At 72.9% G+C, this 13,593-nt stretch carries 13 protein-coding genes; 4 read left to right on the forward strand and 9 right to left on the reverse strand.

Annotation, left to right across the window (positions count from 1 at the left end; translation table 11 throughout):
• Positions 1 to 2: 2 nt before the first annotated feature.
• The 3 genes from DCW30_RS37065 to DCW30_RS23490 all read right to left on the reverse strand — a co-directional run bounded on the left by DCW30_RS37065 (position 3) and on the right by DCW30_RS23490 (position 3,457).
• Positions 3 to 665 (reverse strand): DUF4158 domain-containing protein, encoded by a 663-nt coding sequence (locus DCW30_RS37065; protein WP_205576576.1) that lies wholly within the window; start codon positions 663 to 665, stop codon positions 3 to 5.
• Between the two features lie 50 nt (positions 666 to 715).
• Positions 716 to 1,303, reverse strand: a complete 588-nt coding sequence (locus DCW30_RS23485) for a class I tRNA ligase family protein (protein WP_076683258.1) — start codon at positions 1,301 to 1,303, stop codon at positions 716 to 718.
• Between the two features lie 96 nt (positions 1,304 to 1,399).
• Positions 1,400 to 3,457, reverse strand: coding sequence for a phosphocholine-specific phospholipase C (locus DCW30_RS23490; protein WP_076683260.1), 2,058 nt, complete (start codon positions 3,455 to 3,457; stop codon positions 1,400 to 1,402).
• 282 nt (positions 3,458 to 3,739) lie between these two features.
• Between DCW30_RS23490 and DCW30_RS23495 the strand changes: the two genes are divergently transcribed.
• A complete protein-coding gene (locus DCW30_RS23495) occupies positions 3,740 to 4,945 on the forward strand; it encodes a serine hydrolase domain-containing protein (RefSeq protein ID WP_103557358.1) in 1,206 nt (401 codons plus the stop codon).
• A gap of 46 nt (positions 4,946 to 4,991) precedes the next feature.
• On the forward strand, positions 4,992 to 5,924 hold the full coding sequence (locus DCW30_RS23500) for an NADP-dependent oxidoreductase (protein WP_076683264.1): 933 nt from the start codon (positions 4,992 to 4,994) through the stop codon (positions 5,922 to 5,924).
• A gap of 26 nt (positions 5,925 to 5,950) precedes the next feature.
• On the opposite strand, the gene DCW30_RS23505 is transcribed toward DCW30_RS23500, so the two are convergent.
• The gene (locus DCW30_RS23505) at positions 5,951 to 6,340 is read right to left on the reverse strand and encodes a (2Fe-2S) ferredoxin domain-containing protein (protein WP_062783329.1); all 390 of its coding nucleotides are present in this window, start codon (positions 6,338 to 6,340) and stop codon (positions 5,951 to 5,953) included.
• A gap of 78 nt (positions 6,341 to 6,418) precedes the next feature.
• The gene (locus DCW30_RS23510; RefSeq protein ID WP_076683266.1) at positions 6,419 to 7,762 is read right to left on the reverse strand and encodes a 6-phospho-beta-glucosidase; all 1,344 of its coding nucleotides are present in this window, start codon (positions 7,760 to 7,762) and stop codon (positions 6,419 to 6,421) included.
• 95 nt (positions 7,763 to 7,857) lie between these two features.
• On the opposite strand from DCW30_RS23510, the gene DCW30_RS23515 reads away from it, so the two are divergent.
• A complete protein-coding gene (locus DCW30_RS23515) occupies positions 7,858 to 8,718 on the forward strand; it encodes a hypothetical protein (protein ID WP_076683268.1) in 861 nt (286 codons plus the stop codon).
• A gap of 90 nt (positions 8,719 to 8,808) precedes the next feature.
• Complete coding sequence (locus DCW30_RS23520) at positions 8,809 to 10,104, forward strand: MFS transporter (protein ID WP_076688609.1); 1,296 nt, start codon at positions 8,809 to 8,811, stop codon at positions 10,102 to 10,104.
• Positions 10,105 to 10,154: 50 nt separating this feature from the next.
• Here DCW30_RS23520 and DCW30_RS23525 read toward each other — a convergent pair whose 3' ends face one another.
• The 4 genes from DCW30_RS23525 to DCW30_RS23540 are packed head-to-tail and all read right to left on the reverse strand — an operon-like array spanning position 10,155 to position 13,502.
• Positions 10,155 to 10,643: a thioesterase family protein gene (locus DCW30_RS23525; protein WP_076688611.1), complete on the reverse strand. Its 489-nt coding sequence runs from the start codon at positions 10,641 to 10,643 to the stop codon at positions 10,155 to 10,157.
• 23 nt (positions 10,644 to 10,666) lie between these two features.
• Positions 10,667 to 11,647 carry a 3-hydroxyacyl-CoA dehydrogenase NAD-binding domain-containing protein gene (locus DCW30_RS23530; protein WP_076683270.1) on the reverse strand — a complete coding sequence of 327 codons (981 nt, stop codon included), beginning with the start codon at positions 11,645 to 11,647 and terminating at the stop codon, positions 10,667 to 10,669.
• Between the two features lie 60 nt (positions 11,648 to 11,707).
• Positions 11,708 to 12,601 carry a beta-keto acid cleavage family enzyme gene (locus DCW30_RS23535; protein WP_076683272.1) on the reverse strand — a complete coding sequence of 298 codons (894 nt, stop codon included), beginning with the start codon at positions 12,599 to 12,601 and terminating at the stop codon, positions 11,708 to 11,710.
• A 52-nt stretch (positions 12,602 to 12,653) separates the two neighbouring features.
• On the reverse strand, positions 12,654 to 13,502 hold the full coding sequence (locus tag DCW30_RS23540) for a TetR/AcrR family transcriptional regulator (RefSeq protein ID WP_076683274.1): 849 nt from the start codon (positions 13,500 to 13,502) through the stop codon (positions 12,654 to 12,656).
• Positions 13,503 to 13,593: the final 91 nt, after the last annotated feature.

The following is a 13,593-nucleotide window of genomic DNA, read 5'->3' on the forward strand; positions in this document are numbered from 1 at the left end:
GCTTAGTGATCTCCGTGAGTAGGAGTCCAGGCCCACCGCACCAGGGTCGCGCTTGAGCGCGGCCAGCAGGGCGGTTCCCGTCTCGTTGTCCTCTGCCACCAGGGACAGCAGTCGAGCCGTGCCCGCCTCGCCCAGGCGGCCGATCGTGCGGTCGCAGAACGTCTTCTCCGACCTGCCCCGCGCTGCGACGAGTACCTTCTCGACCCGGGTCCGGCCCGGCGGCTCGATCTTCCGGGCCCGGCACTCGACCAGCAGGGCTCGTGCTGCCGGTCCTCCACCAGCTCGACCGGACAGACCTCCACGGCAAGCCATTCCGCCAGCGCCTTCTCGTCCGCGACCGTCGACGGCCGGAATCCCAGGGCCTCGCGGATCTGCTTGCGGTGGTACTCGGCGGTCCGGCCGACCAGTGTGCACTTCGCGAAGTCAGTGGCCGGGACCTTCACCAGACCGGCGACGTACTCCACCGCGGTCGGCGGGACCTCTTCCAGCACATCGGGGAACCGGCCTTCCAGCTCGAAGAACTTCAGCAACAGGCTGAAGCCGAGCCGGGTCGCCCCGCTCTTGTTCGCTACCAAGTCCCAGTCGCCGTCTACCAGCGTCCAGTTCGCCAACAGCTCTTCTGGCGACCACTCTTGCCGCACGCCCGCCCCTTTGGCCTCGATCACTCGATCGGACCAACGACGGCGCCCAGGACAGGGAAACGGGGCCCGCCCAGCTACCCGCGACCTACTTTGCGGCTGGTGTCTGAGCTAGGACTCCAGGGCCCTGCCCTCCAGTTCGGCCTGGACGACCGCCGTGCGGAAGGTGACATCCCACAGCGTGGGCGCCTCGGCGACGTACGCCTCGCCGCGAAGACCTTCTCGCCCTCGACGGTGAGCCGCTCGCACAGCTCGATGAAGTTCCGCCGAGAGATGGGAAGCTGACGCTTCCCCGGGCTCTTTGGCGGGGTGAACCCCGGGTCGTACGGGAGGGAGGGGTCGCAGCGGACGCCGAAGTGGTTCTGGACGCGCCGCTCGGTCGGCAGCCCGTTGTCGTCCCACCCCATGGGGTAGAAGACTTCTTTGCCGCGCATGCGCTGGTAGCGGGCGACGGCGTCGGTGTGCGTGTACGAGAAGACGTGGCCGACGTGGAGCGAGCCGCTGACGGTGGGCGGCGGGGTGTCGATGGAGAAGACCTCGTCCCGCGTCTTCGAGCGGTCGAAGGCGTATACGCCCGACTCGTCCCATCGCCGTGACCACGTGTCTTCGAGCCCGTCGAGGACGGGCCTGTCGGGGACGCCTGTGCGGCGGTGGATGAAGGCCATGCAGGGGGATGCTAGCCAGGGAGGGGGCCCGGGGCCTCCCTGTTTTCCGGCCGCCGCTCCCCCCGCCCGCGCGGCGAGGGGAGCGTGAGGCGCGCGTCAGGCGGTGATGAGGGCGGGGTCGCTGATGCCCGTCGCGCCGGTCTCCACATGGCCCGCGAAGCGCCGCAGGAAGCCCGAGTCGGCGTCGGACCGCACCGTCAGGTCGTACCAGCGCCTGGTGCGGCGCAGGTCGACGGTGTGGCGGACGGTGGCGCCCGCCTTGACCCTGACGGCCTGGGCGGCGCCGCCGTAGGCGTTGGCCAGCTTGAGGTGCACGTCGGTGCTGCCGTCGTTCGTGAAGGTCAGCTCGATGTCGCCCGTGGCGCCGTCGTGGCGGGCGATGACCTCGGGGCCCGCCTTCTTGTTCGGTCCCCTGAAGGTGCGCAGGAACCCGTTGGGCCCGTAGACGGAGAGGTCGTACGAGCCGTTCGAGTACGCCGAGTTCCAGGTGTCGGAGAGCTTCTTGCCCGCCTCCGTGGTGTACGTCCAGGGGCCGTCGGCGCGGTTCCCCGAGCGGACGTGGAAGCAGACGCCCGCCTCGTCGCCACCGGCGAAGGTCAGCGTGTACGTCCTCGCGGCGACGTCGGCGGCCCCGTCCACCAGCGGGACGTACGGCAGGGCGCGGGCGGGCCGCGAGCCGCGCTCCTGCCGGGGCAGCGCCGGATCGGCGGGCGCCTTGGGCACGTAGTCCGGGTGGCGGTCGTTGTCCGGCGGCTCATACGCCGCGGTGTCGGGGAGCCGTGCCGGGTCGGTGTCCCTGCCCGCGAAGTCGAACGCGGAGGTCAGGTCGCCGCAGACGGCGCGGCGCCACGGCGAGATCTGGGGCTCCTCCACGCCGAAGCGGCGCTCCATGAACCGGATGATCGACGTGTGGTCGAAGACCTCGGAGTTCACGAAGCCGCCGGTGCTCCACGGCGAGACGACGATCATCGGCACGCGCTGGCCGAGGCCGTAGTGCCCTGCCGCGTAGGAGGCGTTGCCCGGGAAGTAGTCGAGGGTGGTGTCGACGGTGGACTTGCCCTGGCCGGCGTCCTTCGGGACGTACGGCGGCACGATGTGGTCGAAGTAGCCGTCGTTCTCGTCGTAGGTGACGAACAGCGCCGTCCTCGCCCACACCTCGGGGTCGGCGGTGAGGGCGTCGAGGACCTGGGAGATGTACCAGGCGCCGTAGTTGACGGGCCAGTTGGGGTGCTCGGTGAACGCCTCGGGACAGGCGATGTAGGAGACCTGCGGCAGCGTGCCGGCCTCGACGTCCGCCTTGAGGATGTCGAAGTAGCCGTCGCCCGCCTTGGCATTGGTGCCGGTGCGGGCCTTGTCGTACAGCGGGTCGCCGGGCTCGGCGTCGCGGTACCTGTTGAAGTACAGCAGGGAGTTGTCGCCGTAGTTGCCCCGGTAGGCGTCCTCGATCCAGCCCCAGCGGCCGCCGGCGTCCAGGCCGTCGCCGATGTCCTGGTACACCTTCCAGGAGACGCCCGCCGCCTCCAGGCGCTCGGCGTACGTCGTCCAGTCGTACCCCGCTTCCTGGTTGCCGAGGACGGGGCCGCCGCCTTTGCCGTCGTTGCCGACGTGGCCCGTGAGCATGTAGTAGCGGTTGGGGTCGGTGGCCCCGATGAAGGAGCAGTGGTAGTCGTCGCAGACCGTGAAGGCGTCGGCGAGCGCGTAGTGGAAGGGGATGTCGTCCCGCTCCAGGTACGCCATCGTCCGCTCGGACTTCGCCGGGATCCACTGGTCGTACCTGCCGTCGTTGAACGCCTTGTGGCCGCCCGCCCAGTCGTGGTCGAGGCCCGCGATGAACTGCATCCCGAGGTTCTCGGCGTCCGGGTGGAACGGCAGGACCTCCTTGGCGCCGTTCGGCTGGTTCCACACGGGCCTGCCGTTGGGGAGCGTCACGGGGCGCGGGTCGCCGAAGCCGCGTACGCCCTTCAGCGTCCCGAAGTAGTGGTCGAAGGAACGGTTCTCCTGCATCAGGACCACGACGTGCTCGACGTCCTCGATGGTGCCGGTGACGCGCCTCGCGGGCAGCGAGGCGGCGCGCGCGATGCTCTGGTCGAGCATGGCGTAGACCGCGGTGCCGCCGGCGAACCGCAGGAAGCGGCGCCGATTGAGTTCAGGCATGGATGATCCGACCTCGTGATCTGTGGGGGGACGCGAGCGGGTGAAGTGTGCCAAGAGGAGCAAGCGTTGCGGAAGGGGCGGTGACGGGCGTGTGAAAAGGGGGCCGAGTGCCGCCGCCGTGGGCACAAGGCCCTGGCGCGGGTCGTTCCGGGGCGCCGCGCCGGACGCTTCTTTCACGGCACCCTCACATCCGGGGGTGCGAGGCCGGGCCCCAGGGGTAGGTGCTGGAGGCAACCATGCGGGACGATGCGGTCCGGCCCGGCCCACCGCCAAGGAGCATCCATGTCCGTACGCGTCCACGGCCTCTGCGCCCCCGGCTTCGAACCCGTCCGCGAGGAGTTCGCCAGGAACTTCGCCGAGCGCGGCGACCTGGGGGCGGCCGTCGCCGTCTTTGTCGACGGCGAGTTCGTCGTCGACCTGTGGGGCGGCGACGCGGACCGCGCGGGCACCCGCCCCTGGGAGCGCGACACGCTGGTGAACACCTACTCCATGACGAAGGGCCTGACGGCGCTCTGCGCCCATCTCCTCGTCGAGCGCGGCGACCTCGACCTGGACGCCCCCGTCGCCCGCTACTGGCCGGAGTTCGCCCGGGCGGGCAAGGACGGCATCTTGGTGCGCTGGCTGCTGAGCCACCGCAGCGGGCTGATCGCGCCGGGTGAGCCGATGCCGTCCGACGCCGTGTACGACTGGGAGAAGGTCACCGAGGCGCTGGCGGCCACCGAGCCGTGGTGGCGCCCCGGCGCCGCGCAGGGCTACCACGCGGTGACCTTCGGCTTCCTGGTCGGTGAGGTCGTGCGGCGGGTCAGCGGGCTCTCGCCCGGCGCGTTCCTGCGCGCGGAGGTGACCGGGCCGCTCGGCGCCGACGTCTGGCTCGGCACCCCGGACGACGAGCACGGGCGGTGCGCGGACATGGCCCGCCCCGAGGGGGCGGCGCCGGGCGGCACCGTCTTCGGCGACGCCCCGAAGCCGCCGGTCGGCGGGCTCGACGAGCATCCGATGGCGCCGGTCACGCTGGCCCTGCGGTACCTGCCGCTCGGCGACGTGAACGGCCCCGCCTACCGCCGCGCGGAGATCCCGTCCGCCAACGCCCACGCCACCGCCCGCGGCATGGCCGCCGTCTACGCCGAGCTGGCGTGCGGACGGCTGCTGACCGCCGCGTCGGTGGACCGGCTGCGCACCTCGCAGAGCACCGAGGGGGAACCGGACCTGGTGCTCGCCGCGGGCAGCCCGTTCGGCGCGGCCTGGCCGTGGGGCCTCGGCTACATGCTCAACCCGTACGGGCAGGCCGGCCCCAACCCCCGCGCGTTCGGGCACGGCGGCGCGGGCGGCTCGTACGCCTTCGCCGACCCGGAGAACCGCGTGGCGTACGCGTACGTGATGAACCGCATGGGCGCGGGCACCTCCGGCGAGGACCTGCGCAGCCACCACCTGGTGGACGCGCTCTACAAGGCGCTGCGGGAAGGGAGCGAGGGGGCCGCGGGGTTGTGAGGTGCAGTCGTCCGGTCCGGTCCGGACCGAGTGAGGGAGCCCTCGTATGTACAAGGCCTACGCGTACACGGAGCACGGCGGACCCGAGGTGGAGACCTTCCTCGACCTGCCCGTGCCGGAGCCCGGCCCCGGGCAGTTGCTCGTCGCGGTGCGGGCGGCGGGAGTGAACCCCGTCGACTGGAAGCTGCGGGCGGGCAAGCGCAGGCCGGGGCAGGGGCCGCTGACGGGCCCCGAGGTCCTGGGCAGTGAGGTCGCCGGAGTGGTGGAGCGGGTCGGCGCCGGGGTGACGGGGTTCGCGCCGGGCGACGCGGTGTTCGGCAACCCGATCGCCGGTGCGGGCGGATACGCCGAGTACACGCTGCTCCCCACCGGCACCGCCGCGCACAAGCCCGACGCCGTCCCCTTCACGGACGCGGCCGCGCTGCCGGTCGCGGCGGCCACGGCGTACGACGGGCTGCGCCAGCTCGCGCTGCCCGCCGGGGCGACGCTGCTGATCACGGGGGTGGGCGGCGGGGTCGGCGTGGCGGCGGCGCAGCTCGCGCGCCATTTCGGGCTGCGGGTGGTGGGCACCGCGAGCGCGGCCAAGAAGGAGTTCGTGGAGTCGCTCGGCGCGGTCCATGTGGCGCGCGGGCCCCGGCTGGCCGAGCGGGTCCGCGAGGCGGCGACCGGCGGCCGTGTCGACGCCGTCTTCGACCTGGTGGGCGGCGACACGCTCGCGGAGGTCGCTGACCTGCTCGCCGACCGCCGCGGGCGGCTGATCACGGCCGCCGCCAAGGAGACGGTCGCGGAGCTGGGCGGCGCCCCGGTGGCGCGGGCCAGGAACGCGGCGGTCCTCGCCGAGGTGGCCCGGCTCGCCGAGACCGGCGTCCTGCGCCCGCACGTGACAGCGACGTACCCCCTGGACCGCGCGGACGAGGCGCTGCGCGCGGTGGAGGACGGCCATGCCCGCGGCAAGACCGTCATCGAGGTGACGGGCTGAGGGGAAGGGCGCCACGCCCCCGCCCGCTAGACCTGCCGCGGGTCCACCATCTGGAGCTCCAGCGCCGGGGACGGCTTCGCGAGGCCGGGGCCGCCCGCCTCGGCCCAGGCGAGTATGCCGTCCAGCGACTCCTCGTCCGTGACGAAGCCGATCCAGGCCGCCCGGCCGCCCCTCCTGCGGCCCTCGTGGGACGGCTGGACGACGACGATGTTGGCCTGGCCGCACGGGCCGAGGCAGTCGCTCGTGCGGACCGTGAAGCGGCCCCGCGAGGCCGCCGCAGCCGAGCGCAGCCGCTCCAGCTGCCAGGCGTGGTCGATGCCGGGGTTCTTGCGGGCGTCGCCGCAGCAGCAGCCCCGGCACACGACGAGCGTGCAGGGGCGGCGGGCGGCGGCGCCGATGGAGACGACGGGACTCATCCCGCGATCATCGCAGGCCGCGCCCGCACCCCGTGGACCAGGTGCGCGCCCCTCGGTGCCGGGGTCGTGGCGCCGGCTTCAGCCGCGCAGATAGGCGAGCCCCGGATGCGCCTCCCGGTAGCCCTCGACCAGCCGGCGTGCCACCGCCACCGAGTCCACCAGGGGGTGCAGCGCGAACGCCTTGACGGCCGTGGCGCGTGACCCGCTGTCCGCCGCGGCGAGCACTTCGCGCTCCACCGCCTTGACCGAGCAGACCAGGCCCGTGGCGTGGCCCGGCAGGGGGCCGACCGCCATGGGGTGGGCGCCGTTGGCGTCGACCGAGCAGGGCGCCTCGATGACGGCGTCCGCGTCCAGGGCGGCCAGCGTGGCGCCGTTGCGCACGTTGAGGATCAGCGTGGCCCGCTCGTCGCGCGCGATGGCCCGCATCAGCGCGAGGGCGACCTTCTCGTAGCCGCCGGACTCCAGGTCCTCCTCGGCCCGCTCCCCCGCGCCCGCCGCTTCCCTGTTCTCGGCCATGTACGTCGCCTCGCGCTCGGCGCGGGTGGCGTCCCACGTCTTCAGCGCGGGTGCTCCGGGGTGCCCCAACGCCTCGTAGAAGCGGGCCTGCTGATCGCGGAGGAAGGCGCCGCGGGTCTGCTCGGCCGCCTGGTAGGCGGCGACGGCCTCGCGGTTGAAGTAGTAGTAGTGCAGGTATTCGTTGGGGATCGCGCCGAGCGAGCGGAGCCAGTCGACGCCGAACAGCCTGCCCTCCTCGAAGGAACCGAGGAGTTCCGGGTCGGCGAGCAGCCGCGGCAGTTCGTCACGGCCCGCGATGCGCAGCCCGCGCAGCCAGCCGAGGTGGTTGAGCCCCACGTAGTCGATGAACGCCTCGTCGGGGTCGCCGCCGAGCACCCGCGCGACCCTGCGGCCGAGGCCGACGGGCGAGTCGCAGATGCCGATGACGCGGTTCCCGAGGTGCCGGGACATGGCCTCGGTGACGAGCCCCGCCGGATTGGTGAAGTTGATGACCCACGCGTCGGGCGCGAGCCGGGCCACGCGACGCGCGATGTCCACCGCGACGGGCACGGTCCGCAGCCCGTACGCGATGCCGCCCGCGCCCACCGTCTCCTGCCCGAGGACGCCTTCGGCCAGGGCGACCCGCTCGTCGGCCGCGCGTCCCTCCAGGCCGCCGACGCGGATCGCGGAGAACACGAAGTCGGCGCCGCGCAGCGCCTCGTCGAGGTCGGTGGTCGCGGTGACGGCGGGGGCGCCGGGAACACCCGCGGCCTGCTCGGCGAGGACGCGGGCGACGGCGTCGAGCCGCCCCGCGTCCAGGTCGTGCAGGACGACGTCGGTGACGCGGCCCTCGGCACGGTCGCCCAGGAGCGCCCCGTACACGAGCGGCACGCGGAACCCCCCTCCGCCCAGGATGGTGAGCTGCACGTCTGAACCGCCTTCCGTCGGACCGTTATCGCCGGGGCTCACGTTACGTACGATGGCGCCGCATCGTCCCGACCCCCCACGGAGGTAGCGTCCCGATGACTCTTTGGAAGGCATCAACCGCCCTGTTCGGCGCCGTCACGCTCGCGGTGGTGACGGGCGGCGCCGCGTCCGCCGCCCCCGCGTCCCCCGGTGGCTGGCAGGAGACCGGCGCCGCGCGGGTCAGCTCGCTCACCGGCAGCCAGGGCCTGGCGAGCAGAGCGGACGGCGGGCTCCTCTACAGAGGGCTCGCCTCGATCCCCCTCGACCTGCGCGTCAAGGGCTGGAACCACATAGGCGACCCGGACATCGCCGAGGGCCACACCTTCGACGCCTACCAGGGCGGTGACAACGCGAAGTCGAAGATGTACGCCGTCACCACGCCCGGCGGCGAGCGCCACCTGTACGAGCATCCGCTCGACGCGGGCGAGAAGCTGAACAACTCCTTCGCGGCCGTCTCCCCCGACTCCCAGTGGCTGGTCTCCGGGGAGTGGGGCGACCAGAACCGCCTCCAGGTCTTCCCCGCGCCGCTGCTCAACTCCTCGACCCCGCCCACCGGCGGCGCCCTCGCCCAGGCCGGGCAGATCTCGCTCGACAAGCCGGTGCGGGACATCCAGGGCTGCGACTTCGCCTCGGCGACCCGGCTGGTGTGCGCGTCCAACGACGCCTCGAAACAGCTCTTCCCCGAGGACAGGCCCGTGCTCCAGATCGACCTGGACCGCGCGCTCGACGGCAGGCCCGTGACCGGCCGCGTCTCCAGCCTCTTCGCCTCGCCGCAGCGCAGCGTCTGCTCCGGGTCGTTCGAGACGGAGGGTGTGGACTACGACTCCGCGCGCCGGACGCTGCGCGTGGAAGTGGTGCCGCCCGCGCCCTGCCTGGTGACGACGACGGTCTACTCGTACCGGGCGACGACGGGCTGAGCGACGGCGGTTGACGACGGCCGGACGCCGGGCGGTCCGCCTGGCGGACGGCACGTGTGGGGCGCCGCCGATGCGGGGAAGGTCGTGATCATGACACAGCACGACCAGCAGGTGACCACCGCCGACCCCGCCCCGCGGCGCCCCGTCAGGCAGCTCCTCGCCGCCTCGGTCGGCAACGCGGTGGAGTGGTACGACTGGTACGCGTACACCTTCCTCGCCACGTACATCGCCGACCAGGTCTTCCCCAAAGGCTCGGGGAACTCCCTGGTGCCGCTGCTCTCCACCTTCGCCGTCTTCGCGGTCGGCTTCTTCATGCGGCCCGTCGGCGGCCTGCTCATGGGCGCGGTCGCCGACCGGCGCGGCAGGCGTGCCGCGCTGACCGTCACCATCCTGCTGATGGGCGGCAGCAGCCTGCTGGTCGGCCTGACCCCGACGTACGCCTCCGCGGGCGTGTTCGCCCCGGTGGTGCTCGTCCTCGCGCGGCTGCTGCAAGGGCTCTCCGTGGGCGGGGAGTTCGCCGCCTCGACGACGTTCCTCGTGGAGTCGGCGGGCCCCGGCCGGCGCGGCCTCTTCTCCAGCTTCCAGTACGTCTCCACCACCGCGGGCCAGCTCGCCGCCTCCGGTGTCGCCGCCCTCCTCGTCGCCACGCTCTCCGAGGGGCAGATGGACGGCTGGGGCTGGCGGCTGCCGTTCGTCGCCGGCGCGCTGCTCAGCCTGGTGGGCTTCTGGATCCGGCAGGGCGCCCACGAGACGCACCCGGTGCCCGGCGGCGAGACCGAGCGGCCGGGCCTGTTCGACGCGCTGCGGCACCACCCGCGCCAGTCGCTGCTGATCTGCGGCATCACCGCGGGCGGCACCCTCGCCTACTACACGTGGACCTCGTACCTGCCGACGTACGCCGAGCTGAACACCGGCATCAGCAAGAGCCAGGCGCTGCTCGCGGGCACCCTGTCGCTCGCGTTCTTCGCCCTGCTGCAACCGGTCGGCGGGCTGCTCTCCGACCGGTTCGGGCGGCGTCCGCCGCTGCTGTTCTTCGGCGTCGGCTTCGCGGTCCTGAGCGTGCCGCTGCTCTCGCTCCTGAACGGGTCGTTCGCCTCGCTGCTGCTGGTGCAGTGCGCGGGGATGGTGCTGCTGACCGGCTTCACGTCGATCTCGGCCGCGGTGAACGCCGAGGTCTTCCCCGCGCGGGTGCGGGCCGCCGGGATCGGCTTCCCGTACTCGCTCACCGTCGCGTTGTTCGGCGGCACGGCCCCGTACGTGGGGACCCTGTTCAAGGAGATCGGGTCTCCGGGGCTGTTCCCCTGGTACGTGGCCGTGCTCTGCGTGGTGTCCTCCGCGGTGTATCTGCGGTTGCCGGAGACCGCGCACAAGGGACTTGAGCGGTAGCGCCCCGTCCGCGGGTCCGTCGTGGCTGATCGCGCGGTTCCCCGCGCCCCTCAGCCCGACCGAGGCACCTCGGTGATCGAACGGCCCGCCCACTCCGGCGCCGGTTCCGCGCGGGCCGTCAGGTGGGCGCGGATCTCGTCGGGGAACGGGACCGCGCGGCCCGCGTTCTGGTCGACGTGGAGGGCGAGCAGCTCCGTGGTCGCCACGGGGGCGGCGTCCGGAGCGGGTTCGGCCCCGGCGCCCTCGACCACGTACATCTCGTGCGTGAAGCGCGCCTTCTTCGCGTCCGCGCCCAGGACGCGCGTGCGGACGGCGAGGTGCGCGCCCTCGGGGACGTCGCTGAGGTACCGGACGTGTGCCTCGACCGTGTAGAGCGAGCAGCCCGTGGACTCGCGGTAGCCCGCGTGCAGGCCGGTCTCGATCATCATGGTGTCGGTCGCGTAGCCGAAGACGAGGACGTAGAAGGCCTCACTCATGTGGCCGTTGTAGTCGATCCACTCGGCGCGGACGTCGCGGTGGAGCAGCGGCAGCGGCTGGATCCCGGGGTGCGGCTCGGGGTGGCTCACTTCGCCTCCTCGCGCCGGTGCGGCAGCCGGCCCGTGGCGCGCAGGACGTCGATGACTCCCTGGTCGCGCTCGGCGACCAGGTCCGCGATGGTGCGTCCCGCCGCCTCCTCGTCGCAGCCGGCGACCACGGCGTCGTACAGCTTCTTGTCGAGTTCGGGTGCTTCCAGGCGTGTCCAGGGGGACTTCAGGGACGGGCCGAAGTGGTCGAGCATGTGCGCCATGCCGCCCTCGCCGCCCGCGAGCGCGAAGGTGAGCATGGGGCCCATGAACGCCCAGCGCAGGCCGGGGCCCTCGGTGATGGAGTCGTCGATCTCCTGGACGGTGGCCTCGCCGTTGGCGACCATGTGCAGCGCCTCGCGCCACAGAGCCTCCTGGAGCCGGTTGGCGATGAAGCCCGGCACCTCGCTCTTCATGGTGATCACGGACTTGCCCGCGGCCTCGTAGAAGCGGGACGCCCACGCGACGGCGTCGGCGTCGGTCCGCTCGCCGCCGACGACCTCGACGAGCGGGATGAGGTAGGGCGGGTTGAAGGGGTGGCCGACGACGAGGCGTCCGGGGGTGGCCGCCCCGGTCTGCATGTCGGTCATCGGGTAGCCGGAGGTGGAGGAGGCGATGACGGTCCCGGCCGGGGTGGCGGCGTCCAGCTTCGCGAGCAGGTCGCGCTTGAGCTCCAGCTTCTCGGGGGCGCTCTCCTGCACGAACTCGGCGTCGGCGACAGCCTCTTCGAGCGTGGCGGTGACGGTGAGACGGTCCTGGGAGGCGCCTTCGGCCAGGCCGAGCCGGGTGAGCGCGGGCCAGGCCGCCTCGACGAGCCGGCGAAGGCGCGGTTCGGCGTCGGGCGCGGGGTCCCAGGCGGTGACGTCGTAGCCGCGCGCCAGGAAGTGCGCGACCCAGCCGCCGCCGATGACGCCGGCGCCGACGCAGGCGACGCGGCGGACATCCTGTGGGGTGGTGGTCATGGTGGGGGTCCTGTCCATTCGGTCGATGGGGGCGCGGGAACGTGCGTGGCCGGCCACGGCCGGCCCGCGGGTCAGGGGTCAGGCGCGGGGCTTGAGGCCGAGCTTCGCCCGCGCCTCGTCCGGTGTCGCCACCCGGGAGCCCAGGTTCTCGGTGATCCGCACCGCACGCTCGACGAGCTGCGCGTTGGTGGCCTTGTTGCCCTTGCCGAGGTAGAGGTTGTCCTCGAGGCCGACCCGGACCTGGCCGCCGAGCAGGATGGACTGGGCGACCCACGGCATCTGCATGCGGCCGAGCGCGAAGCTGGCCCACTGGGCGCCCTCGGGGAGCATGTTGACCATGGACTGCAGGACGCCGGGGTCGGCGGGCGCGCCCCACGGGACGCCCATGCAGAGCTGGAAGACGGTGGGGTCGTCGAGCAGTCCCTCGGCGAGGAGCTGCTTGGCGAACCAGAGCTGCCCGGTGTCGAAGATCTCCAACTCGGGCCGGACGCCCAGCTCCTGGATGCGCTTGGCGCCCTGGCGGAGCATGTCGGGGGTGGAGACGTAGAGGTTGCTGCCGTCCCCGAAGTTGAGCGAGCCGCAGTCGAGCGTGCAGATGTCCGGCAGCAGGTCCTCGACGTGCGGGAGCCGGTCGAGTCCGCTGACGAGGTCCGTGCCCGGCAGGTGCTTGAGCGGCTCGTCCGGGTCGATGACGAGGTCGCCGCCCATGCCCGCCGTCAGGTTGATGACGACGTCGGCGCCGGTCTCCTTGATGCGCTCGACGACCTCGCGGTACAGCCGGGGGTCGCGGGACGGGGCGCCGCTCTCGGGGTCGCGGACGTGGATGTGCACGACGGCGGCGCCCGCCTCGGCGGCCTCCACGGCGGAGGTGGCTATCTGCTCGGGTGTGACGGGGACGTGGGGGCTCTTGCGGACGGTGTCACCGGCGCCGGTCAGGGCACAGGTGATGATCACGTTGTCGTTCACGGGCATGCGGAACTCTCCCTGGGGGTGGGGGGTTGGGGGGGACGTGGGCGTACGAGAGTCAGTGCGCGGTGAGCGTGGCGTCGACGTAGGCGGTGAGTGCCGCGTGCATGGCGTCGGGTCCCGTGCCCGGCGCGTCGGGGCCGGAGGCGAGGACCTGGGTGGCGAGGCCGTCGATCAGCGCGGTCAGGCGCAGCGCGGCCGCCTCGGGGTCGGCGGGGCTGAAAACGCCCTCGGCGATGCCGCGCCGCAGGACGTCGGCGACGGTGGCGCGCCACTGCCGGTAGTAGTCGGCGTGCAGCCGGCCCACGGCGGTGGAGCGGGCGGCCTCCGCCCAGAGGTCCAGCCAGACGCTCCACTGCCAGCGCTGCTGCGGGGTGCGGGGGATCTGCAGTTCGATGAGCTGGCGCAGTTCGTCGGCGGTGTCGGCGGCGTCCGCGAGGCGGGCGGCCCGGCGCGCGGTGTCCTCGTCCATGCACCAGCGCACCGCGGCTTCGAGGAGGTCGTCGCGGCCGGGGAAGTGGTAGTGGATGGCGGCGGTGCTGGTGGCGCAGGCCTCGGCGATGTCCTGCACACGTACGGCGTGGAAGCCGTGCTCGGCGATGAGCCGCACCGTCTCGCGCACGATCTGCAGGGGCCTGCCGCCCTCCGGGGAGGGCCCTTGGGCGCGCTGTCGCCGGGCCGGGGGCGCGGCGGCCGGCGTGCCGAGGAGCCAGCCCGCGTCGACCCCGCCGATGGCGGCGACGCGGGACAGCTCGGCCGCGGTGAAGCGGCGGGCGCCGCCCAGCGAGCGGGACAGCTTGGAGGGGTCCATGACGATCCGGCGCGCGAACTCCCGCTGGCTCACGCCGGCGTCGGCGATCACCTTGCGCACGCGCTCGGGGACGGCGTCCCGCTGCTCTGACTGCATGGTGGGCAACCGTACAGACGCGTTGCGGCGAGCACAACATGGCGGTATGTGTTCCTGGTGCGCCATGGGGCCTGACCAGGCCTGTGATGCC

It is taken from the genome of Streptomyces alfalfae (assembly GCF_004127445.1).
GTDB classification, from domain to species: Bacteria; Actinomycetota; Actinomycetes; order Streptomycetales; family Streptomycetaceae; genus Streptomyces; species Streptomyces alfalfae.

What these genes read in the sequence shown, in the direction of transcription:
- DCW30_RS23485 (WP_076683258.1), bottom strand. Translation starts at nt 1,303, where the DNA reads ATGGCCTTCATCCACCGCCGCACAGGCGTCCCCGACAGGCCCGTCCTC.
- DCW30_RS23490 (WP_076683260.1), bottom strand. Translation starts at nt 3,457, where the DNA reads ATGCCTGAACTCAATCGGCGCCGCTTCCTGCGGTTCGCCGGCGGCACC.
- DCW30_RS23495 (WP_103557358.1), top strand. Translation starts at nt 3,740, where the DNA reads ATGTCCGTACGCGTCCACGGCCTCTGCGCCCCCGGCTTCGAACCCGTC.
- DCW30_RS23500 (WP_076683264.1), top strand. Translation starts at nt 4,992, where the DNA reads ATGTACAAGGCCTACGCGTACACGGAGCACGGCGGACCCGAGGTGGAG.
- DCW30_RS23505 (WP_062783329.1), bottom strand. Translation starts at nt 6,340, where the DNA reads ATGAGTCCCGTCGTCTCCATCGGCGCCGCCGCCCGCCGCCCCTGCACG.
- DCW30_RS23515 (WP_076683268.1), top strand. Translation starts at nt 7,858, where the DNA reads ATGACTCTTTGGAAGGCATCAACCGCCCTGTTCGGCGCCGTCACGCTC.
- DCW30_RS23520 (WP_076688609.1), top strand. Translation starts at nt 8,809, where the DNA reads ATGACACAGCACGACCAGCAGGTGACCACCGCCGACCCCGCCCCGCGG.
- DCW30_RS23530 (WP_076683270.1), bottom strand. Translation starts at nt 11,647, where the DNA reads ATGGACAGGACCCCCACCATGACCACCACCCCACAGGATGTCCGCCGC.
- DCW30_RS23535 (WP_076683272.1), bottom strand. Translation starts at nt 12,601, where the DNA reads ATGCCCGTGAACGACAACGTGATCATCACCTGTGCCCTGACCGGCGCC.
- DCW30_RS23540 (WP_076683274.1), bottom strand. Translation starts at nt 13,502, where the DNA reads ATGCAGTCAGAGCAGCGGGACGCCGTCCCCGAGCGCGTGCGCAAGGTG.